We start from the raw sequence: 21,449 nt of genomic DNA on the forward strand, positions 1-21,449 counted from the left end.
GGCAGGACACTACCAGCGAAACAACCCGCAAAACAAGCGACGGCAAACAGGCGGCCGAAAAAAACGATCGCTCAGCGCAGGCCGTCCTCGCCTTTGATCTCGTTCGCCTGCAAGCCGCCGATGCGCGGCAGCGGCCGGCCCGACGCGGTCACCGCGACCGCCACGACGATTTCGTTCGCGCGCGGCGCATCGGCCACGCGCGCCTCGATCGCGTCGAAATGGCTGCGCACGTAGGCGGCGTCCTTGTGGCCGAGCGGCACGTCGATCGCGGTGCCCAGGGTGCCGATCTTCTTCGCCGACGGCACCAGCGCCGCGCCCTTTTCGACCGCCGCGCGCAGCGGCGCGCCGAGCTTCGGATGCAGGATCGCGGCCGCATGTTCGAGCTCGCCCGCCTCGCCGACGATCGCCGCCTTGCCGTAGCTTTGCGCCGCCCCGGGCGCGATGCCCAACGCCTCGACGCAGCGCTTGCCGAGCAGCGCGCCGAGTTCCTCGCCAGCTTCGATCAGCGCGTCGAGCTTCGCCTCATAGCGGCCCGCATACGGATTATCGATCACCGCGATCGCGACCGCGCGGCGCGCGGGCGGCTCGACGGTCTGGCCCATTTCGATGCGTGTTTCGTCGACCTGCACGACCAGCTTGCGAAGCCTGATTGCCATTTGCGCTCTCCGAGTTTCGTTGCCTTGCAGTATGGTTGCCGCGCGCCGCTTCAGCGCAAGCCATCCTTGCCGACGATCGCCTCTTTCGCGAGGCCGCCCACCCGCGCATGCACGCGCTGCCCCGTGCTCATCACGAGGATGTAGACGATCTCGTCGGCGGCGGGCGCGCCGGGCACGCGTACTTCGATCGCATCGAAGTGGCTGCGCACGTAGCTCGCGTTGACATGCGTGAGCGGCACGTCGAGCGCGGTGGACGGCGCGCCGACCTTCTTCGTCGACGGCACGATCGCGTGGGTCGGCACGCCGTGCTTTTCGAGCAGCTCGCGCATCGCGTAGCCGCCGGGCACATGCCATAGCGCGCCGTGCTCGAGTTCCCCGCGCGCGCCGACGATCGCGCCCTTCCCATAGCTTTCGATCGACGCATGCGGCACCGCCATCGCCGTCAGCAGCCGTTGCGCCATCTCGAAGCCGATCGGCTTCAGCGCTTCCATCGCATGTTCGATTTTCGGCTCGTAGCGGCCCGCGAACGGATTCGTCATCACCGCGGCGATCGCGCCTCGTTTGAGCGGCTGCGCGGGCGCGGGGCCGAACTCGTGAAAGATGTCTTCGACGTGCGTCAGCACGCGGCGTATTTCGAACACGGAGCCTCCGTTGTCAGTGAAACGCGCGTGGCGGACAACGCGCGTGAATCGTCGATGCCGGTGACCCGCGCCCGTCCTTGCAGGAACAGCGCGGCGCCTTCGATCAAACCCTGGCCGCGCAACCGCTTCGCGACATCGACGCCGCGCGCGAGCGCGAAATCGATCAGCGGCTGCGGCAGACGCGGCACGTCGACGGTCACCAGCAGATCGCCGAGATCGCTATCGTCCTTCAGCGACGACGCCGGACGCCGCACGATTCCCGCATGGTCGAGCTCGACCGCGTTCGCGATCATCGTCGCGGCGGCGTCGGCGCTCGCGGCATCGCGCGCGAGCACGGTCACGCTGTCGGCGATGCCGAGACTGAAGCTGCGGCCGCGCCAGCCGCTCGTCGCGACGCCGCGAATCGGCTGCCGAGCGTCGAGCGTCAGATGCGCGTCGAGCGCGGGGTCGTGCGCGAAACGCGTGCCCGAAATTTGCGCGAGGTCCGCCAACACGCCCACCCGATACTGCTGCCCCGCCGCCAGGTGCAGCGCGATGTCGCCGCCGTTGTTGATGAACGCACGCGCGATGCCGTCGCGCGCGAACGCGGCGATCAGTTCGTCGGCGACGCTGCCCGCGACTGCGGCCATCGGCGTGATGAAGCTCGAACGATGCGGATGACACGCATGCCACATACGCGTCGCGACCGGCCCTCGAAGCGGGCAATCATGTCGTGCCGCCACAGCCTGCACTGGTTGCCGAAGCACGTTCAATTCGCGGACCAGCTCTTCCAGCACAGGACTGAAGCGCTCCCAGCATGCGTCATATGCGGCACGCACCGCGTCGGGCTCGCCGTCGGCGCCGAGGATCAGGTCGATCGGCCCGTGCTGCCAATGCCAGCGGTGTTCGTCGAGGCGGGTTCGGGTGGGGGTCATCGTGTGATTTTTTGGTCAGGGTGCTTAACCGGGCATTGCAGGCGGCCACGGATTGTCCGGATCGCGAGCCAGCGTCCGCCGCGCGAGCGGCGCGCCTTCCGTATGCGTCGGCCCGCTCGCGAGCACGCTCTGCAACGAGCGCACCGCCTCGACGTGGCCGCCGAGATCGCGGTACGTGTCGTACGTCATCGTGAATTCGATCGGCGCGACGAGCGCCGGTGTCGGCACCGTGCCGAACGAGCGGTCCGGCATGCGCGTCACGTCGACCATCACGGTGATGCCGCCGCCCGGCCACACATAAGCCGGCGCGCCGCCGCACGTGACGTTGACGAGCTTGCGCTTGATCGCGCGCGTGAGCAGCACCGGATTCTCGGTCGCGCCGGCGCGCAGACTGCCGCCCGCGCCGCCGAGAAACAGCACCGTCGCGAGCGACGGCTCGCAGTTCTCACCGATCCGCTCGACCGTGCGGCGCACCGCGTCGGGCATCGGCGCGATGCGCGGCACGAGCTGTGCGTCGAGTTCGTACCATTGCACGTGTTCGCCGGTCGTCGAGACCATCAGCACGCGCATGCCCGGCTTCGCGACCGACGGATCGAATCCTTCGACGATCGCGAGCGGGTCCTGAATGTCGGTGCCCCCCCAACCGGTGCCAGGATTGGCAACCTGGAAATAGCGGCCCGGCGTCGATTTGCGGCCGCGTATCTTGAGTCCCGAGCGCGTCATGCCGAGGCAGCGGCCCGCCTGGTGCTCGGTCAGCACGCCCGTAATGTGATCGTCGACGACCACCACCTCATCGACGTGGCCGAACCATTGCTTCGCGAAGATACCGATCGTCGCGGAGCCGCAGCCGACGCGCATGCGCTGCTCCTCGACACCGTCGACGATCGGCGCGACGCCGGCGCGAATCACGAGACTCGCGCCGCCGTCGATACCAAGCTCGACCGCCTCCTTGTTGCCGAGCGCGAGCATCATGTCGCAGCTCACGCGGCCTTCTTTCTTGCTGCCGCCGGTCAGATGATGGACGCCGCCGAGGCTCAGCATCTGCGAGCCGTATTCGGCCGTGCTCACGTGACCGACGATCTCGCCGTCGCAGCGCACGTTGGCCTGTTCGGGGCCGAGAAAGCGGTCGGTGTCGATCTTCACCTTGAAGCTGCAATAGCTGAAGATGCCTTCGGTGACGACGGTGACCATGTCGACGTCGTCGAGCTTCGACGCGACGATGAACGGCGCGGGCTTGTAGTCGGGATAGGTCGAGGAGGCACCGACGCCGGTGACGAAGAGGGCGGGTTCGGTGGTGCCTGGGTCCGCGGCGGGGGCTGTGCCGAATTCGATCGCCGCATTTGCCGGATCGGCGTCGGCATCGTTCGCACGCGACAGAAACACCACCGGATCGACGCGAATCAACCGCCCATCCGCATTCGCATAACGGTCGCACGCGCCGGTGCGCCCTTCCGAGATCTGGCACAGCACCGGACACGCATTGCATTCGATCTTGTTCGAGGCCATGCGCTCGCTGCGCGGCGCCGACTTTGCGAGCACGGTCGGCCCCGGCGTCGACGCGGTATCGCGATCGACACTCTCTGCACCGAAATCGACCTTCGTATGTTCTGTCATCGTGGGGTTCCCTACGACATCACAGGCGCGACATGGCTGGCGGTGCTGCGTGGTGCGCGAATCGTCCCGGTTTCAGGGCATTTCCGCGTGGTCCGCCCATTTTCATGTTGCGGTCACTCACCGTTCATGTAGTATCTTCTACACCAAACTCGATTGAAATCTACTCGATCAAAATCGACTGTGCAACGTGTTTTCCGTCACGCGGAATCATGGTGCAATGCGGCATCGGCGTGCTGAGTCTGTGCGCCCGCCGTTCAAACCTACGCTGACAAAGAGATCCGAGACCGTCATGAGCCCCACCGCCGCCCGCAAGCCGGGCGCCATCGGTATCCGCGCGAAACAGGCGCAGGACACGCGCGCCAAGATCCTGAAGGCGGCCATCAGGGTGTTCGCGAAGCAGGGTTATGCGAGCGGCCGCATCGAAAGTATTTCGAAGGCCGCGCGTTCGCACGACCGGATGATCTATTACTACTTCGGCAGCAAGGAGCAGCTGTTCATCGAAGTGCTGGAGACGATCTACACGCAGTTCAACGAAGCGGAAAGCAAACTCGATCTCGATCTGCGCGATCCGGTGCATGGCCTCGAACAGATGGTCGAGTTCGTCTGGCAGTACTACCTAGATCACCCGGAGTTCGTGACGCTGCTGTCGAGCGAAAATCTGCACCAGGGCAAGCATGCGAAAAAATCGCAGAAGCTCAAGGAGATTTCGGGCTACGCGATTTCGGTCGTGCAGAGGCTGTTGGAGGCGGGCCGCGCGCAGCACGTGTTTCGCGCCGATATCGCGGCGCGCGACGTATATCTGATGATCGCGTCGCTCGGCTATTTCTATAACGCCAATCAGTACACGCTCGGCGCGTTTCTCGGCGAGCCGCTGATGGACAAGGCGGCGCTCGCGCATTGGCGCGAGGTGATCAAGGAGACGGTGTTGCGCGCGGTGTGCGTGCAGGCGCCGGTGAGCGTTGTAGCGACTACTACCGCATAAAAAATATCGACGCGCGCCGAATTCGCGAATGCCGTGCGGATTCCTTCGATACCAGTCCTGAACGGCGCGCATTCCTTCACAACGGTAACAGGCGTTTTCGTTTTGCGGCTTTCGTATGCTGCGGTTTTCGTGGCTTGAGGCTTCACTTCGCCGACCTTCGTAACGTCCGGCTTTTGCACATCTGCGTTTTGAACGTTCGTCGCGGCTGCATCTTCGCGTTCTTTTTTGTTGCTTTGATTCGCATTCTTTACATTGTGTTGCGCCGGCAATCGTTGCGGCGTGGTTTTGTTTTCCCCACGAATCGGCCCCATACTCATATTAGCCGTGATCTTTCGCGATCAATTGCACTTGCCTCTGTCGGCTCGATACGGGGATGCAGATCAAACTGACGTATATCTTAAAAATTGTGTGCAGCCAGATGATCTGGTGTAATCGTTGGTTCGTACAACCAATGAGGAAAAGACGATGGTGTGGATTTACAAGCATGAGAGCCACTTGTTGTATCACAACGACAAATTAATCACAGATAAGGGATATTCCGGCAAGGGGGAGCACAAGAATAAACACAGTAGCCAGTATGTCCGCGACTGGGGACCAATCCCCGTTGGCCTGTATGAAATTACGGCACCGTTTCCGCACCCTAAAACTGGACCGTTCTCGATGCGGCTTAACCCGGTTTGCGGAACGTGCTTAGGCGAACGTTCCGCCTTCATGATCCACGGCGACAGCCAGACCGATCCCGGCAACGCGTCAAATGGATGTATCGTTTTGCACTTGCCATACCGCAAGCAAATCTGGAACAGTGGCGACAGAATGCTTAGGGTGAAACATCCATGAAACGCACCTTTGCAGTCCTGCTGCTATCCCTTCCCGCGCTATGCCTGGCGCAAGGCAGACCGAACCCGCCATGCGACGGGTGGCCGACCAACATCGCCGAAAACAGCCTAAAAAAGGCTGGCATGCTTGGCAATATCGACTATACGAAAACCCAAGCCGTGCAACTGGCGTCCGAGAAAATAGGAAAAGATGAGGATGGCGAACAGTTGTGGCGTGAGGTCTATCACATCACCTTTCACGAAAAAAACGGAAACAAGGTCAAGGTGATTGCTGTGAACGACGCTGGCGAATTTGAATGCTCAATGAGTGCCGTAGAGGTTTTTGTCGTTTCGAAGCATTTGCTGTCAAGAGTCGAGGCTGACAGAATGTTCAAGCAGATAGAGTGAGGTCCTTTGAATCCATGAAACACGCTTTTGCAGTCCTGCTGCTATCCCTTCCCGCGCTATGCCTGGCGGAACCCGGACCATACCCGCCATGCGGCGACCGGTTTCCGGCCTATGTGGCCCAGATGGCGCTAAGAAAAACTGACATCCTCTCCCTGGATTTCGATGCTACGAAAACAAGGGCCGTGCGACTGGCGTCCGAGAAGATCGGTAAATATGAGGATGGCGAACCAATGTGGCGCGGAGTCTATCAGATTACCTTTGAGGAGCGAAACGGAAATAAGATCAAGCTGATTGCTGTGTACGAGATAGGCGAACTGGAGTGTACGATTAGTGACGAGCAGTTTCTTATCGTTTCGAAACAGTTGCAGCGTGGCGGCGGGGACACTCGGTACAGGCATATCGAGTGAACCGCGCCAGTTCAGACCCGGACCCGCATCGCGCGGGGCTTTTTTTGCCTGCGAGCAGCGCGTCATAAGGCCCCTGCCTCGCTCTGTTTCAGTCATTACACCCCTTGCCCGCGCGGCCTGTACGTCTGGTTCGGATCCGTCTGTAAGGCTTCCACGAGATAGTCGTCAAGGCGGGCAATCGATCCGATACCGCTTCCGGCGCGAAAGCCCGTTGCGGGCCGCATGTAACCATCGCCCTCCCAGTCTTCGCACGCGTCGAGTACGGCCTGCTGCGTGGCGCGGAAGTGTCTGGCCGCCTCCCGCAAGGTCGGATGCGAACGGATGGTTGGAGCTGATGGAGCCGGTACAGCCGGACTTGACGCAGCGGCTGCTGACGATCTTCCCGGTATCACCAGCGACGGGGATGCGACCATACGGAAACTGACCGCGTTGCAGGACTTCGCGCGTAAAGCGCAGCGGCTGTGCGGCATCGATGGCAGCCGGAAATATTGAAAAAGGAGTCAGCCGTGCGTCGTTATACTCAGCTCTGCCCGTCAACTTTAAAAAATGGAGGTATGCGTGGGCGCTCTTTCCATATGGCACTGGCTGGTGTTTGTTCTTGTTGTCGTCATCGCGGAGATTATCCCGCTATGGCTGATCCTGAAGAAGGCGGGATATGCGGGCGCCTGGTCGCTGCTTGCCTTCATTCCGGTGGTGAACGTCATTCTGCTCTGGTTCATTGCCCTGGCCCGCTGGCCTGCATTGAACGCAAGACAGTCCTGACCTGTCGCGGCCGGTCGGAATGGACGAACTGAAATGGCCGGCCGCTACCGCAACCCTTCCTACCGCCAGTACTTGCCGCAGGAACTGCTCGATGAACTGCGCGCGGTGTCGAAGGCGACCCACCTTCGGGTGCAGCAGATCGTGCGGGTGGCCGTGCAGCGTTTCCTGCGTGAGCTGCGGAGTCCGTCGTGAGCACGCCTGCCCTCACCTTCGACCTGATCCTGCGCGATGCGCAGGGCCAGTTACGTGTGCTCAGTCTTTACGACTTCGCCGCCGCGGCCGCCGCATCATCCTCGCGAAACAGCTTGTCGGCCAGATGGAATGCGGAGTTGGCCGCCGGCACGCCGCAGTAGATCGCGGTCTGCAGCAGCACTTCCTTGATCTGCTCGCGCGTGACGCCGTTGTTCTTCGCGGCACGCAGATGCAGCGCGAGTTCTTCGCTGCGATTCAACGCCACCATCATCGCGATCGTCAGCAGGCTGCGCGTATGACGCGGCAGACCTTCACGCGTCCAGATCTCGCCCCATGCGTAACGCGTGATCAGGTTCTGGAACCCCTCGGTCAGCTCGGTGCGGTTCGCGAGCGAACGGTCGACGTGCGCGTGGCCCAGCACCGCGCGACGCACCTCCATACCGGCTTCGTAACGGTCTTCGTCGTTCATTTTGCCTCCGTCAGGAAGTCGAGCACGGTCTTCGTGAACTCACCGGCCTTTTCGATGTTCGAGATATGCGAGGCATTGAGTTCGACGTAGCGCGCGCCCGGAATCGACTGCGCAAGTTCGCGGCCTTGCGCGGCCGTGGCGGCCAGATCGTGCGTGCCGCTGATCACGAGCGTCGGCAGTTTGATGCCCGGCGTTTCGGGCCGCAGGTCGGCCGCGTCGATTGCGTCGCAGTTCGATGCGTAGCCTTCCTTGTCGGTATGCACGAACACGTCGCGGATCATCGCCAGCACGACCGGCTCGCGCTCGATGAAGTCTGCCGTGAACCAGCGCGGCAGCACCGCGTCGGCGAGCGCGAACATGCCTTCGCTGCGCGCCTTCGCGGCACGCGGCACCCACACTTCCGGCGAGCCGATGCGCGCGGCCGTGTTGCACAACACGACGCGCTCGAAGCGGTCGCCGTGACGCGCGGCGAGTGCGACGCCGGTCAGGCCGCCCATCGATATGCCGCAGAAATTCGCGCGCGCGATCTTCAGCGTATCCATCAGGCTGAGCACGTCGCCGCTCAGCTGCTCGATCGTGTACGGACCCTTCGGCGCTTCCGAATGACCGTGGCCGCGCGTGTCGTAGCGCAGCACGCGGAAATGCTTCGACAACGCCGCGACCTGCGGCGTCCACATGGACATATCGCAGCCGAGCGAATTCGACAGCACGAGCCACGGCGCGTGGCCGTGACGATCACCGTCGATACGATAGTGAAGCTCGGTGCCGTTGACTGCGGCGTAGGGCATGCCGGTTACTCCTTGGAATGGGCGCGCTGCGCGCGCGTGGTGTGAAGCGTCAGGGCGGCGTCGACATATGCGTGCGCCTGGCCGACGTATTGAGCGGGATCGAGCAGCTGCTTCAGGCGCTCGAACGAAAGATGTTCGGTGACGGCCGCGTCGGCGGCGAGCACGTCATACAGCGTCTTGCCGTCGCGGATCGCCGCCTTCGACGCGCGCTCGACCAGATGATGCGCGTCGAGCCGGCCGATGGAATCGCCGAGCGCGAGCATCACCGCTTCGCCGAGGATCAGGCCGTGCGTGACGTCGAGATTCGCGGCGAGGCGCGGTTTGTTCACGCTCAGGCCGGACGCGATCTGTTCGATGTTCGCGAGCGCGCCGCCCGCGAGGCGCGCGAGATCCGGCAGCGCGTCCCATTCGGCCTGCCAGCCGCCGAGCGCGCGTTCGTGCTCCTGCACCATGCCGGCGAACACGGTCGCCACGAGGCCGGGCGCGCGCGTCGCGGCCGTCAGTACCGCCGCGCAACCGACCGGGTTGCGTTTGTGCGGCATCGTCGACGAACCGCCCTTGCCGGCCGCAGCCGGTTCGGCGAGTTCGTCGATTTCGGTTTGCATCTGCAGCGACACGTCGCGCGCGATCTTGCCGAGCGTGCCGATCAGCATGCCGAACAGCGACGCCGTCTCGGCGATGCGATCGCGTTGCGTGTGCCACGGCAAGGTCGGTACCGCGAGGCCGAGTTCCTTGGCGAGCGACTGCGTGACCTGCGGCGCCGCCTCGCGCAGACTCGCGAGGGTGCCGGCCGCGCCGCCGAATTGCAGCACCAGCACACGTTCGCGCAACGCGTCGAGCCGCTCGCGATGACGCAACAGCGCGTCGAGCCATTGCGCGAACTTCAGACCCAGCGTGATCGGCAGCGCCTGTTGCAGCCACGTGCGGCCGATCATCGGTGTCGCGCGATGGGTGGCCGCGAGTTTCGCGACCGCGTCGCAGGTGGCTTGCAGGCCGCCGTCGAGCAGGTCGAAAGTGTCGCGCAGTTGCAGTACCGTCGCGGTGTCGATGATGTCCTGGCTCGTCGCGCCCCAATGCACGTATTTGCCAGCTTCGGCATCGGCGGCTTTGACGCGTGCAGTCAGTTGCTTGACGAGCGGAATCGCGAGGTTGCCGCCGAGCGCGGCGTCGCGTGCGAGCGCGTCGGCGTCGAGCTGGTCGGCCTGGCAGGCCGCTTCGATCGCAGGGACGGCGGATTCGGGAATGACTTTGTGCGCGGCAGAGGCACGCGCGAGCGCGGCTTCGACGTCGAGCATCCGCTGCAGCGTGGCACGCGGCGCCCAGATGTCGTTCATCGGCTGTGTCCCGCAAAGAAGGCCAGTCAGACGGGCGCTGGAGTCGAACATGGTGACGACGATGTTTGAGGGAATCGGAAGCGAAGAAGCGGCACGGCGCGCGGCGGTTCGAAGCAGACGCCGTGGCGGAGCAAGCGCTCGTGCCGTGCGTATGCCGCGGTATGTGCTGCGTATTGTGCGCCAAACGCGGTCAGCCCGTCGCTGAAGTTGCCAGGCCAGCGCTGACGAGGAGTTCGCCCCGTCAGCGCTGGCCCGTTCGCGCAATGCCGCTTTCAGACGAGACGCCATCGACGCGGCCGCAAAGCAGACCGCCGCCGCGACGCCTCAGCCAACCATCAGGCCGCGCGCGCGGCCTGCGTGCCGTCGGTCATCGGCACACCGGTCAGCTTCCGCAGTTCGTCGAAGCCGATGTCCGTGAAAATCTCGCGCACGACGAGGCCTTCCTTCGTGACGTCGATCATTGCGAGGTCCGTATAGATACGGGTCACGCAACCGATACCGGTGACCGGGTACGAGCACTCGGCGGTGATCTTGCTCTCGCCCTGCTTGGTCAGATGCTCCATCATCACGTAGACCTGCTTCGCGCCGATCGCGAGGTCCATCGCGCCGCCGACCGCCGGAATCGCGTCGGGTGCGCCGGTGTGCCAGTTCGCGAGATCGCCCTTCGCCGACACCTGGAACGCACCGAGCACGCAGAAGTCAAGATGGCCGCCCCGCATCATCGCGAACGAATCCGCGTGATGGAAGTAGGCGCCGCCCGTCAGCAGCGTGACGTGCTGCTTGCCGGCGTTGATCAGTTCGTCGTCTTCCTGGCCCTTCGCCGGTGCCGGGCCCATGCCGAGCAGACCGTTTTCGCTGTGCAGAAAGATTTCCTTGTCTGCGGCGAGGTGGTTCGCCACCAGCGTCGGCACGCCGATGCCGAGGTTCACGTAAGCGCCTTCAGGGATGTCCTGGGCAACGCGCCTGGCCATTTCATCGCGAGTCAGTTTCTTCATGTCGGTCTCCGGGTCAGGCAGCAGCGTCGTGAGGATTGGGCGTGGGGGCATGCGCCGCTTGCGGCACCGCGATCACGCGTTGCACGAAAATGCCGGGCGTGACGATTTCTTCCGGATCGAGGCCGCCGAGCGGCACCACTTCCGACACCTGCACGATCGCGGTCTTCGCGGCGCTCGCCATGATCGGTCCGAAGTTACGCGCGGTCTTGCGATAGATCAGGTTGCCCCAGCGATCGCCCTTGTACGCCTTGATCAGCGCGAAGTCCGCGTGCAGCGGCGCTTCGAGAACGTAGTGACGGCCGTCGATCAGACGGGTTTCCTTGCCTTCGGCGAGCTTGGTGCCGTACGCGGTCGGCGTGAAGAAGCCGCCGATGCCCGCCCCCGCGGCGCGGATGCGCTCGGCGAGGTTGCCTTGCGGCACGAGTTCGAGTTCGATTTCGCCGGCGCGATAGAGCGCGTCGAACACATACGAGTCGGTCTGGCGCGGGAACGAGCAGATGATCTTGCGCACGCGCTTGGCCTTCAGCAGCGCCGCGAGGCCGATATCGCCGTTACCTGCGTTGTTGTTGACGATGGTGAGGTTGCGCGCGCCCTGCTCGATCAGCGCGTCGATCAACTCGGACGGCATGCCGGCCGTGCCGAAGCCGCCGATCATGACGGTCGCGCCGTCGTGGACATCGGCGACCGCCGATTGAAGTGTCTCGAAAATCTTGTTGATCATGTCGAATTTCCTTTGGGGGCGCTACGTGCCGCTGGGCTGACAGCCGTAACCGGCAAGGCTCGCGCGGAAACAGTCTCCGGGCATGCTGGCGACGGCTCGCGAGGGGGGAGAGCGGGCTGGCGCCTTCGATTGCTTCGCCGCTGAATTGTTCGTTGCGTGAACAGTGATTCGTTTAGCGAACGCTTCGGCGATTATGGTTGTCCTGTGGGCGGGTTGTCAAGGCAGGGAAACCCCCTTCATCATAGGTCGCCGCGCGCGGCGGCGAAGGTCCGGGATGCCCTCGTCCAGCGCTCGCCCTGCGCGCGAAAATGCCGGCCGCGCAAAATCCCATTATGCTTACGGGCGATTTTTCAACTAGGCTCTATAGCGATACGGCATAAGCATTCCCTTGCCCCGCCCGCCCCGCGAGCCATAACAAGCATGTCCGAGACACATCTGGATCTGAACCTGATCCCCTATCTGGTCGCGATGGAAGACACGCGCAACGTGAGCCGCGCCGCCGAGCAGCTCGGTGTGAGCCAGCCGCGCGTGAGCACCGCGCTTGGGCGCCTGCGCGAATACTTCGACGATCCGCTGTTCGTGCGCACATCGAAAGGCATGGAGCCGACACCGCGCGCGCTCGCGATCCTGCCCGCCGCGCGCGACGCGTTGCTGCGCATCGAGAAAGGCATGCTCGACGTGCAGGATTTCGATCCGGCGACGAGCACGCACACGTTTTCGATCGCGCTGTCCGACGTCGGCGAAATCGTGTTTCTGCCGCGTCTTTTGCAGCTGTTCGCCGAGCGCGCGCCGTCCGCGAATCTGCGCTCGGTCACGCTGTCGCCGTCGCAAGTGGAACGCGGGCTCGAATCGGGCGATGTCGATCTCGCCGTCGGCTATTTTCCGGACCTGGCGGGCAACAACTTCTTTCAGCAGCGGCTCTTCACGCATCGCTTCATCTGCCTGATGCGCAGCGGACATCCGCTGTCGAAGGGGCCGCTCACGCTCGAGCAATACGTGGCGTCCGGCCATGCGGTCGTGCGCGCCGAGGGACGCAGCCAGGAAGTGCTCGAGCAGTACCTCGAAAAGAAGCGCATCAAGCGACGCGCGGTGCTCGAAACGCCGCACTTCATGAGCCTGCCTTTCATCCTCGCGCGCACCGACCTGCTCGCGACCGTGCCGCACGCGATCGGCTTCGCGTACGTGTCGGAGCATGCGTCGATCATGCTCGTCGAGCCGCCGCTGCCGCTGCCGCGCTTCGACCTGCGGCAGCACTGGCATCGCAAGTTTCATAACGATCCGCGCGGCAGCTGGCTGCGCGGCGTGGTCGCCGAGCTGTTCAACGATGCGATGGACGAATGGCCAAAGTAGCCGTGCGCAGCACGCCCGCGACTGCCCCGGCCGCGAAAGGGGCATCGGCACCTTCAGCGCAAAACATGGAACAATGACCTCAGTTACTGACCCCGCGCGCCGCGCAGCGTCGACGCGCGATCCAGGAGAGCGACGCATGACCAGCAGCAAGGCAAAGAAGACCAAACCCGTAGCAGCCACCGAACGCCCGAGCCGCGAAGAAGCCGAGGCAGCCGTGCGCGTGCTGCTGCGCTGGGCCGGCGACGATCCGCAGCGCGAAGGCCTGATCGACACGCCGGCACGCGTGACGCGCGCTTACGACGAGTTTTTCGTCGGCTACCAGGTCGATCCGCGCGACATCCTCGCGCGTACCTTCTCCGAAGTGGACGGCTACGACGAAATGATCGTGCTGAAGGACATCCGCTTCGAAAGCTATTGCGAGCACCATATGGTGCCGATCATCGGACGCGCGCACGTCGCGTATCTGCCGAACCATCGCGTGGTCGGCATTTCGAAGCTCGCGCGCCTCGTCGATGCGTTCGCGAAACGGCTGCAGATCCAGGAAAAGATGACGGTGCAGATCGCCGATACGCTGAACGACGTGCTGCAGCCGGCCGGCGTGGGCGTGATTCTCGAAGCCGCGCATCAGTGCATGTCGACGCGTGGCGTGCACAAGGCGGGCGTCACGATGGTCACGTCGCGCATGCTCGGCACGTTCCGCACCGATCCGTCGACACGGCGGGAGTTTCTGGCGATCGTCGGGAATCCGGGCGTGGTGGCGATGCCGAATGCCTGATGAGGTGGATCCGGGGGCCGCTTGTGGTTCGTTGACGATGCAGCCCCCGCCCCTGCGAATCCAGCGTGCGCGCCCGCGCGCACTCTCTTCAAGCACGCCGGCCACCTTGCGGTGGGCACGCGGGGTTGACAGTTAGTTGCGTATTGACGATTGAGGCCGATGGTCGACACCGGCCGTCCACGCATGGCAGCCCAACAGCAGCAACAGGAGCGCCTCAATTGGTCGAGTTTCCGTTGTCGGCGGTTTCAACCTGGGGCAGCGCTATCGTGTTCGTCAACGTCCTGCTGACGCGCCTCGGCGTACCGATTCCGGCCGTGCCGATGCTGCTGTTCGCGGGCTCGGCGATCGCCGCGGGCACCCTGGCGTTCTGGCCGACCCTCGGCGCGGCGGTGCTGGGCGCATTGATCGGCGACGGCACCTGGTTCACAGCGGGCCGGCTGTATGGACGCAAACTGCTCGCGTGGCTCGGCCGCTTGTCGCCCGCCGTCGATACGAGGCTGGAAACCGCGCGCGAGCTATTCGAACGCTATGGCGTGCCGCTCGTGTCGGTTTCGAAGTTCGTGCCCGGCCTCGGCCTGATCACGCCGCCGCTGATGGGTACGACCGCCGTCGACATCCGCATCTACGCACTATGGGATCTGGCGAGCGTGATCGCGTGGGCGACGTTCTGGCTGCTCGGCGGCGCGGCCGTGGAACGCGAGGTGCATATGCTGCGCGCGTTCGTCGAGCAGCGCGGCGGCACGATCGCCGACATTCTTCTTGCGGTGGCGCTCGTCTATCTGCTCTACCGGCTGTATCTGCGATATTACGAACGGCGCCGGTTCACGCGAGCCACGGCGGCCCAAGCCGCGCCGATGCTGGCCGCGCCGACGCAGGCTTCATCGGCGAGTGCCGCCGCGTCGAGCATGCCGTGGCGCTGGCGGCGCTCCGGCCGCCTGCGCCGCATGGCGCCGTCCCGCGTGCTCGATGCGCGGCCCGGCGCTGCGCTGCTCGATCTGCGACGCCAGATTCCCGACGCGCGCGCGCTCGATCCGCATTCGCCTGAGCAGATCGACGGCGCGCTGCGCACGCACGACATGGTCATCTATTGCATCTGCCCGGACAGCGCGACCGCGCTCGAAGTCTCGCAACTTATGCGCAGCAATGGCTACACGCGGATTCGCGCACTGCCCGGCGGGCTCGATGCATGGCAGCGGCGTGGCTTCCCGGTGGGCTTGCTGGCTCACGCGGATGGTGCGGCCGCCGATCGGCCGCGCTCGGCGTTGCTGGACGAAACACCAGCGGCGGTGACGTTGCGCGGCTTCGCGCCGCGCAGTGCGGAGCACGCCTGAATTGCGCTGCGTCGCGACAATCTGGGCCGGGAAGGCGCTCACGCTCACGCGAACGAACACCTGGCGTTAAGGCGCCGCCCCCGTGCGCGAGGCCCCCTGCGTCGCCGAATACTCGTCCCACTGCGCCGACCGGGTGCGATTGCGCCCTTCGTTCTTCGCCACATACAACTGTCCATCAGCGACCGCCATCAGTTCGAGTCCGTTCGCGACATCCGTGGCGCTCGGCAGCGCCGTTGCGCAGCCGACGCTCACCGTCACCGCTCGCGGCGCATCGTGTCCGCGCACGATGACCTGGTTTTCCACCTTGCGACGAATCTGCTCCGCGACCGCGAACGCGCCCTGCGCGGTCGTATCCGGCAGCACCACCGCGAACTCTTCGCCGCCGTAGCGCGCGACCAGATCGGCCGAGCGCCGCGCCACGGACGCGATGCAATCAGCCACCGCGACCAATACCTCGTCGCCGCTCTCATGGCCGTAGGTATCGTTGAAACGCTTGAAGTGATCGATATCGATGAACAGCACCGACAGCGGCTTGTTGTCGCGTCGCGCCCGCTTCCATTCGTCGTCGAGCCGCTTGTCGAGCACGCGGCGATTGCTGAGCCCGGTCAACGGATCGGTCGCGGCAAGACGCAGCAGCGCGGCCTGCGCGCGCTGTTTGTCGCGCAGCGCGAACGCGAGCAGCCACGACACGACCACGAACACCGAGCCGAACGAGATGGTCAGCGCGGCGGCCACGTGGCTGCGACGCTGCCACGGCGCGAGCACGTCATCGACAGCGGGCGCGATCGCCACGATCAGCGGCGTGCCCGGTACGTGCGTGTAGGTGAAGATGCGACGCACACCGTCGACCCGCGAGACCGATACGTAGCTGCCGGAGTCGTGCACCGTCATCGGTGCGAAGGTCGGCGACTTGGCGACGCTCGTGCCGATAGCGCGCGCGTCGAACGGCTTGCGCGCGAGCAGCGTGCCGTCCGCCATCACGATGAAAACCGAGCCGTGCTCGCCGGTGTCGATCCGGTCCAGCAGGTGCTGGAAGTACTCGATGCGGATCGCGAGCAGCGCGATGCCGGCAAAGCGGCCTTGCGCATCGTCGATGCGCCGCGTCAGCGCGATCGACAGCTCGCCGCCACGCAGCCGCGACATGAACGGATGCGAGAAATACAGGCCCGCCGCCGGATTGCGCTGATGCACCTGAAAGTATTCGCGATCGTCGAGATGGACGGTGGTGTTGGCGTCGGCGTACTGCGCGGCGGCCACTTCACCGTCGGCGCCGACTATATACGCACCGCCGAGAAACGCGGCGGTGGTCGCGCGATCGAACAGCATCGCCTGGCGCACCGGGACCGGCAGCGTCCAGGTGAGCGGATCGCCCGCGGCATCCACCATCGATTGCAGCGACAGACTATAAATTTCGACGTTGCGCGCGAGATCGGCGGAAATGATCGACACGAGGTTTTGCGACGTCTGGCGCGCATGATCGAGCATTTCGCGGCGGCCTTCGCCGACCTCCGCCGCCGTCAGGATCGACATCGCCAACGCGACGAGCGTGCCGGCGACGCCGGCCACCCACGGGCGGTTGCCCACATAGCGGGTCATCCCGGCTCGAACGGCGCGCAACGTCAGGCGCAGCCGATGACGCAGCGAAAGCCCATGCGGTGCCACGCTCCTCGCCTCCTTCGCGGACTATTCTTTCGGACCGCAGCGCGGTGCGCCGTGCATTTTGGGCTGCGGATCCTCCGCGCTAGCGAGGACCGAACGCGCTCTCTCAGCCCAGTAGCTCCGACGCCGCGCGCAAGCGGCGTTTGCGTTTCCTGTCGAGCCAACCCAACGCGGCTTCGATGTGGTCCGCCTCGGCAAGCGACGCGGCATTGTCGCGCAACAGCGTTTCGCTGGCGACGGTATCGTTGAGCATGCCGAAGCGCTTGTGGATTTTTTTCAGGCGCTTGAGCGTGCGCTTATGGCTGGTTTTAAGCACCGGCCCGAAAAACTCGAACAGATAGCGCAGTTTCTTGCCCGCTTTTCTGACATCGTGAAAGGCTGCGTAATTCGAGCGTTTCGCATGGCGCGCGCCTTTGATGCGCTTTTTCAATGAGCGCTCCGACGCCCCTATGCGTCGAGCGGCAAATTTGCGCAGCGCACTAGCCGAATCGTGCGTGGCGTGCAGTTGCGCGGAAGTGGTGGCCAACGCATCGCGCAGCAGGTGTTTGACGTCGGCGTTCAACAACGTCTCGCGGCTGGTCGCCAGCGTGTCGCGGCGCGCCTGCTCGAGCTTCGGCATCAATGCTTGCGCGCCGCTGTCTTGCTGCTTGAGCAACGCGATCAGGATGTCCCAATCGCGCGTTTTACCCGCCGCGGTGGCGAGAAACTTGTAGACCGCGCGTTGCCGGGAATTTTCGCCCTTGTCGAGCAGCGGTGCGAAAGCCCACCATAACGAACGCAAACGCCGCAGTGAAACGCGCAGTTTGTGCAGCGCTTCGGGTGACGCGTCGCCGTGCACCCCGGCCGTGCACCCTGTTGGCGAGCCGGATTGCCTCATCGACGAGCGGCGCGGCATAGGAAGTGAAGGCACGCTGTGCCGGTTCGTCCTCTACCGGCTCGTTGACTGTCTCGCTGTCTTGCTTCATCGACGCTCCCGGGAAACATGACCTTACTTCCAGCGTAGCAAAAATGATGCTCAGGAGGATCGCGGCGCGTGTCAGCCGGCTCTTCCCTCACGCGTTGGCGCGTCGCGCCGGCAGCGTCTATCCTCGACCGATAGGATCGCGCGTTGCACGGCTCGGCGAGTGCTCCGGCGACGATGCAGTGTGCAGCGCGCGGCAAATGCCGCAAACAGACCTTAGGAGGATGTATGCGAATACTCGTTGTCGGTGCGACCGGCCTGCTCGGTTCGCACATCGTGAGGCTGCTCGCCACGGAGCATGACGTGGTCGGCGCGAGCCGCAAAGGCTCCGAACTGCACGTCGACCTGTCGGACAAACGCAGCATCGAAGCGATGTATGCGCAAGCCAGCAGCTTCGACGCGATCATCTGCGCGGCCGGCTCCGCGAAATTCGCGCCGCTCGCGGCGCTTGGCGACGAAGACTTTTCTTTTAGTCTTGCCAATAAACTGATGGGGCAGGTCAATCTGGTGCGCTGCGGCGTGGACCATGTGTCGCAAGGCGGCTCGTTCACACTGACGAGCGGCGTGCTTGCGCAACAGCCGATGGAAGGCAGCGCCGCGGTCAGCATCGTCAATGCGGGTGTCGAAGCGTTCGCGCGCTCGGCCGCGCTCGAGTTGCGGGGCAAGGCCCGCGTCAATGTGGTGAGCCCGGGGTGGGTCGCCGAAACGCTCGAATCGATGGGCCGCGATCCGTCGCAAGGGGTACCGGCGGAAATCGTCGCGCAAGCTTATAAACGCACCCTCGGTGGCAGCGCAAGCGGCGAAGTAATCAGCGCATCGTAAGCGCAACCGAAGCCCGCTCGCCGCTCGTGCCATTCATCACTTGCTTAGTCCGGTTCGGACATCTTACTATTCCCGTCCGCCAGCCTGCGTAGCATTTACCGGCGTGAGCGGCGCAGCATAGGCCGCGCCGCGCCTGCTTTTCCAGCACCCCCAATGCCGTCACGTAGTTGTCATCCTTGCGACACACAGCGAAAGCAGCATCAAACACTCTGCGACCACTTTTTGGGGCTCACGTCATGCCGGAACTTTCGTATCCGCAACCAGGCGCCGCCAGCGGCAAAGGCCGTAACGCGGGCCTGGTTATTTTCGTTGCCCTGCTCATCGCGGGCGTCGTGTACTGCGGCGTTCATCTGATAGACGATCTGCAGCCGGTACGCGAAAGCTCGGTACTGCCGTATCTGCTGCTCGGTGTCGCGCTGCTGATCGCGCTCGGCTTCGAGTTCGTCAATGGCTTTCACGATACGGCCAACGCGGTCGCCACCGTCATCTATACCCACGCGCTGACGCCGAATATCGCGGTCGTCTGGTCCGGCGCGTGGAATTTTCTGGGCGTGCTGACGTCGAGCGGGGCGGTCGCCTTCGGCGTGCTGCAACTGCTGCCCGTCGAGTTGATTCTGCAGGTTGGCAGCGCCGCCGGCTTCGCGATGGTATTCGCGCTGCTGATCGCCGCGATCATCTGGAATCTGGGCACGTGGTCTTTGGGCCTGCCGTCTTCGAGTTCGCACACGCTGATCGGCTCGATCATCGGCGTAGGTCTGATGAATCAGATGCTGCATGGTGCGAACGGCACCAGTGGCGTGGACTGGAACCAGGCGCTCGGCGTCGGCAAGTCGCTGCTGTTTTCGCCGATCGTGGGCTTTCTGCTTGCGGGCCTGCTGCTGCTGATCCTGAAGGCCGTCGTGCGCGTGCCCGCGCTGTATGCCGAGCCGAAGGGCAAGGAGCCGCCGCCGTTCTGGATTCGCTGCCTGCTGATTCTGACCTGCACGGGCGTGTCGTTCGCGCATGGCTCGAACGACGGCCAGAAAGGCATGGGGCTGATCATGCTGATCCTGATCGGTACTGTGCCCACCGCCTACGCGCTGAACAAGGCGGTCACGCCGGCGCAAACGCAAAACTTCGTCGCGGTCGCGCATCAAACCGCGGCGACGCTGTCGCGCTACACGCAGGGCGCGGTGCCTTCCGCGGATCCGCGCGCCGACGTCGAGGCCTTCGTGCGCACCCGTCAGCTGACGCCCGCCACGCTGCCGGCGCTGCAGCAGCTGACCGAGCAGATCGGTCGCCAGGTCGGCGAGTCGGGCTCGATGGCCGCGGTGCCGCAAGGCATCGTCGATAACGTGCGCAACAACATGTATGTCACCTCCGAGGCGATCCGTCTGATGCAGAAGACCAATCAGCCGCAGTTCTCGCCCGAGGACGCAAAGATCATCGCCAACTTCAGAACGCAGATCGACCACGCGACCAAGTTCATTCCGCCGTGGGTCAAGGTGGCAGTCGCGATCGCGCTGGGTCTCGGCACGATGGTCGGCTGGAAGCGCATCGTCGTTACGGTGGGCGAGAAGATCGGCAAACAGCATCTGACGTACGGCCAGGGCGCGTCGGCTGAACTCGTCGCGATGGTCACGATCGGTGCCGCCGACGTCTACGGTCTGCCGGTGTCGACGACCCATGTGCTCTCTTCCGGCGTGGCCGGCACGATGGCGGCCAACGGCTCGGGTCTGCAATGGGCCACGGTGCGCAGTCTGATCCTCGCATGGGTGCTGACGTTGCCCGCGTCGATCGCGCTCGCGGGCGGGCTGTTCTGGGTGTTCCGTTCGGTGTTCTGAGTTCGCCGATCTGGCGGGGCGAAGCAAGAAGAAAAGCGCGGTACGCTGATATACGTACCGCGCTTTTTCGTTGGCCGGCTATTTCATACGATCCGCTTTTAATACACCTCGGGCACGATCATCGACTGAGGCACCGGCTGACGGCTATAGTCTTCGTGATAGACACGCGACGGCAAGTCGATCTGCGGATGCTCGATCTCGTGATACGGCACCTGGCTCAGCAGATGCTGAATGCAGTTCAGGCGCGCGCGTTTCTTGTCGACGGCCTGCACGACCCACCACGGCGCCTCGGGGATATGCGAGCGCTGCAGCATCACCTCCTTCGCCAGCGTATAGGCTTCCCAGCGGCGCCGGCTTTCCAGATCCATCGGACTCAGCTTCCACTGCTTGAGCGGATCGTGAATGCGGTTCTGGAAGCGGATTTCCTGCTCTTCGTCGGTGATCGAAAACCAGTACTTGAGGATCTGCACGCCGCTGCGCGCCAGCATCTTTTCGAACTCCGGCACCGAGCGGAAAAACTCTTCGTATTCCTCGTCGGTGCAGAAGTTCATCACGCGCTCGACGCCCGCGCGGTTGTACCAGCTGCGATCGAATAGCACCATCTCGCCGCCCGCCGGCAGATGCGATACATAGCGCTGGAAATACCATTGCGTGCGCTCGCGATTGTTCGGCGCGGGCAATGCGGCCACGCGGCACACGCGCGGATTGAGGCGCTGTGTGATGCGCTTGATCGCGCCGCCCTTGCCGGCCGCGTCGCGCCCCTCGAAGATCACGACGAGCCGGTGCCCGGTCGCGACGATCCAGTCCTGCAGCTTGACCAGTTCTCCCTGCAGCCGGAACAGTTCGCGGAAGTATTGCTTGCGCGCCTCGCGATGCTCGGGCGTAAGGCCGGCCGGGCCGTCGATGATGCGGTCGTCGACCTCCATTTCGAGTTCTTCGTCGTAGGCATCGATGAGGTCTTCCTCGAAACGGCGTTGCCGCTCCGCCATCAGTTCGATATCGGGTCTCGGGTCCGGCTCTTTCATTGCGG

At 64.2% G+C, this 21,449-nt stretch carries 22 protein-coding genes and 1 pseudogene; 11 read left to right on the forward strand and 12 right to left on the reverse strand.

Annotated features, from left to right (window positions below):
* Positions 1–71: 71 nt before the first annotated feature.
* Genes HDG32_RS03485 through HDG32_RS03500 form a run of 4 tightly spaced genes read right to left on the reverse strand, consistent with a single transcriptional unit; the run spans position 72 to position 3,825 of the window.
* Positions 72–656, reverse strand: coding sequence for an amino acid synthesis family protein (locus HDG32_RS03485; protein WP_184063204.1), 585 nt, complete (start codon positions 654–656; stop codon positions 72–74).
* Between the two features lie 50 nt (positions 657–706).
* Positions 707–1,297, reverse strand: a complete 591-nt coding sequence (locus HDG32_RS03490) for an amino acid synthesis family protein (RefSeq protein WP_184063206.1) — start codon at positions 1,295–1,297, stop codon at positions 707–709.
* Positions 1,273–2,211, reverse strand: coding sequence for a UPF0280 family protein (locus HDG32_RS03495; RefSeq protein WP_184063208.1), 939 nt, complete (start codon positions 2,209–2,211; stop codon positions 1,273–1,275). The genes HDG32_RS03490 and HDG32_RS03495 overlap by 25 nt, the downstream gene beginning before the upstream one ends.
* 24 nt (positions 2,212–2,235) lie before the next feature.
* Positions 2,236–3,825, reverse strand: coding sequence for a 6-hydroxynicotinate reductase (locus HDG32_RS03500; RefSeq protein WP_184063210.1), 1,590 nt, complete (start codon positions 3,823–3,825; stop codon positions 2,236–2,238).
* A 289-nt stretch (positions 3,826–4,114) separates the two neighbouring features.
* Here HDG32_RS03500 and HDG32_RS03505 point away from each other — a divergent pair, with 289 nt between their 5' ends.
* The 6 genes from HDG32_RS03505 (at position 4,115) to HDG32_RS03530 (ending at position 7,391) form a co-directional block, all read left to right on the forward strand.
* Positions 4,115–4,807: a TetR family transcriptional regulator gene (locus HDG32_RS03505; RefSeq protein WP_184063212.1), complete on the forward strand. Its 693-nt coding sequence runs from the start codon at positions 4,115–4,117 to the stop codon at positions 4,805–4,807.
* Between the two features lie 465 nt (positions 4,808–5,272).
* The gene (locus HDG32_RS03510; protein WP_184063214.1) at positions 5,273–5,644 is read left to right on the forward strand and encodes a tlde1 domain-containing protein; all 372 of its coding nucleotides are present in this window, start codon (positions 5,273–5,275) and stop codon (positions 5,642–5,644) included.
* Positions 5,641–6,030 (forward strand): hypothetical protein, encoded by a 390-nt coding sequence (locus HDG32_RS03515; protein ID WP_184063216.1) that lies wholly within the window; start codon positions 5,641–5,643, stop codon positions 6,028–6,030. The genes HDG32_RS03510 and HDG32_RS03515 overlap by 4 nt, the downstream gene beginning before the upstream one ends.
* Positions 6,031–6,044: 14 nt before the next feature.
* Complete coding sequence (locus tag HDG32_RS03520; protein ID WP_184063218.1) at positions 6,045–6,437, forward strand: hypothetical protein; 393 nt, start codon at positions 6,045–6,047, stop codon at positions 6,435–6,437.
* 558 nt (positions 6,438–6,995) lie between these two features.
* Positions 6,996–7,199 carry a hypothetical protein gene (locus tag HDG32_RS03525; RefSeq protein ID WP_008922557.1) on the forward strand — a complete coding sequence of 68 codons (204 nt, stop codon included), beginning with the start codon at positions 6,996–6,998 and terminating at the stop codon, positions 7,197–7,199.
* A gap of 33 nt (positions 7,200–7,232) precedes the next feature.
* Complete coding sequence (locus HDG32_RS03530) at positions 7,233–7,391, forward strand: hypothetical protein (RefSeq protein ID WP_184063220.1); 159 nt, start codon at positions 7,233–7,235, stop codon at positions 7,389–7,391.
* A gap of 67 nt (positions 7,392–7,458) precedes the next feature.
* On the opposite strand, the gene pcaC is transcribed toward HDG32_RS03530, so the two are convergent.
* The 5 genes from pcaC to HDG32_RS03555 all read right to left on the reverse strand — a co-directional run bounded on the left by pcaC (position 7,459) and on the right by HDG32_RS03555 (position 11,698).
* Positions 7,459–7,860, reverse strand: coding sequence for a 4-carboxymuconolactone decarboxylase (pcaC, locus tag HDG32_RS03535; RefSeq protein WP_184063222.1), 402 nt, complete (start codon positions 7,858–7,860; stop codon positions 7,459–7,461).
* Positions 7,857–8,648, reverse strand: coding sequence for a 3-oxoadipate enol-lactonase (gene pcaD / locus HDG32_RS03540; protein ID WP_184063224.1), 792 nt, complete (start codon positions 8,646–8,648; stop codon positions 7,857–7,859). The genes pcaC and pcaD overlap by 4 nt, the downstream gene beginning before the upstream one ends.
* A gap of 5 nt (positions 8,649–8,653) precedes the next feature.
* The gene (locus tag HDG32_RS03545) at positions 8,654–10,033 is read right to left on the reverse strand and encodes a 3-carboxy-cis,cis-muconate cycloisomerase (protein ID WP_184063227.1); all 1,380 of its coding nucleotides are present in this window, start codon (positions 10,031–10,033) and stop codon (positions 8,654–8,656) included.
* Between the two features lie 284 nt (positions 10,034–10,317).
* Entirely contained in the window at positions 10,318–10,977 is a 660-nt protein-coding gene (locus HDG32_RS03550; protein WP_184063230.1) for a 3-oxoacid CoA-transferase subunit B, read from the reverse strand.
* A gap of 13 nt (positions 10,978–10,990) precedes the next feature.
* Complete coding sequence (locus HDG32_RS03555) at positions 10,991–11,698, reverse strand: 3-oxoacid CoA-transferase subunit A (protein ID WP_062131411.1); 708 nt, start codon at positions 11,696–11,698, stop codon at positions 10,991–10,993.
* A 420-nt stretch (positions 11,699–12,118) separates the two neighbouring features.
* Here HDG32_RS03555 and HDG32_RS03560 point away from each other — a divergent pair, with 420 nt between their 5' ends.
* From HDG32_RS03560 to HDG32_RS03570, 3 genes are all read left to right on the forward strand, one after another.
* Entirely contained in the window at positions 12,119–13,048 is a 930-nt protein-coding gene (locus tag HDG32_RS03560) for a LysR family transcriptional regulator (protein ID WP_184063233.1), read from the forward strand.
* A 136-nt stretch (positions 13,049–13,184) separates the two neighbouring features.
* Positions 13,185–13,823 carry a GTP cyclohydrolase I FolE gene (folE, locus tag HDG32_RS03565; protein WP_184063236.1) on the forward strand — a complete coding sequence of 213 codons (639 nt, stop codon included), beginning with the start codon at positions 13,185–13,187 and terminating at the stop codon, positions 13,821–13,823.
* A gap of 218 nt (positions 13,824–14,041) precedes the next feature.
* A complete protein-coding gene (locus tag HDG32_RS03570; RefSeq protein WP_184063239.1) occupies positions 14,042–15,154 on the forward strand; it encodes a VTT domain-containing protein in 1,113 nt (370 codons plus the stop codon).
* 66 nt (positions 15,155–15,220) lie between these two features.
* Here HDG32_RS03570 and HDG32_RS03575 read toward each other — a convergent pair whose 3' ends face one another.
* Entirely contained in the window at positions 15,221–16,816 is a 1,596-nt protein-coding gene (locus tag HDG32_RS03575) for a sensor domain-containing diguanylate cyclase (protein ID WP_184063242.1), read from the reverse strand.
* 103 nt (positions 16,817–16,919) lie between these two features.
* A pseudogene (locus HDG32_RS03580) lies at positions 16,920–17,778 on the reverse strand (CHAD domain-containing protein).
* A gap of 224 nt (positions 17,779–18,002) precedes the next feature.
* Here HDG32_RS03580 and HDG32_RS03585 point away from each other — a divergent pair.
* Both HDG32_RS03585 and HDG32_RS03590 read left to right on the forward strand, forming a co-directional pair.
* On the forward strand, positions 18,003–18,596 hold the full coding sequence (locus HDG32_RS03585; RefSeq protein ID WP_184063245.1) for a short chain dehydrogenase: 594 nt from the start codon (positions 18,003–18,005) through the stop codon (positions 18,594–18,596).
* Positions 18,597–18,832: 236 nt separating this feature from the next.
* Positions 18,833–20,419 carry an inorganic phosphate transporter gene (locus tag HDG32_RS03590; protein ID WP_184063248.1) on the forward strand — a complete coding sequence of 529 codons (1,587 nt, stop codon included), beginning with the start codon at positions 18,833–18,835 and terminating at the stop codon, positions 20,417–20,419.
* Between the two features lie 98 nt (positions 20,420–20,517).
* Here the strand turns inward: HDG32_RS03590 and ppk2 are convergent, their stop codons facing one another.
* Positions 20,518–21,444, reverse strand: coding sequence for a polyphosphate kinase 2 (gene ppk2, locus HDG32_RS03595; protein ID WP_184024931.1), 927 nt, complete (start codon positions 21,442–21,444; stop codon positions 20,518–20,520).
* Positions 21,445–21,449: the final 5 nt, after the last annotated feature.

Origin of the sequence: Paraburkholderia sp. CI2, from assembly GCF_014201055.1 — a bacterium.
GTDB lineage: Bacteria > Pseudomonadota > Gammaproteobacteria > Burkholderiales > Burkholderiaceae > Paraburkholderia > Paraburkholderia tuberum.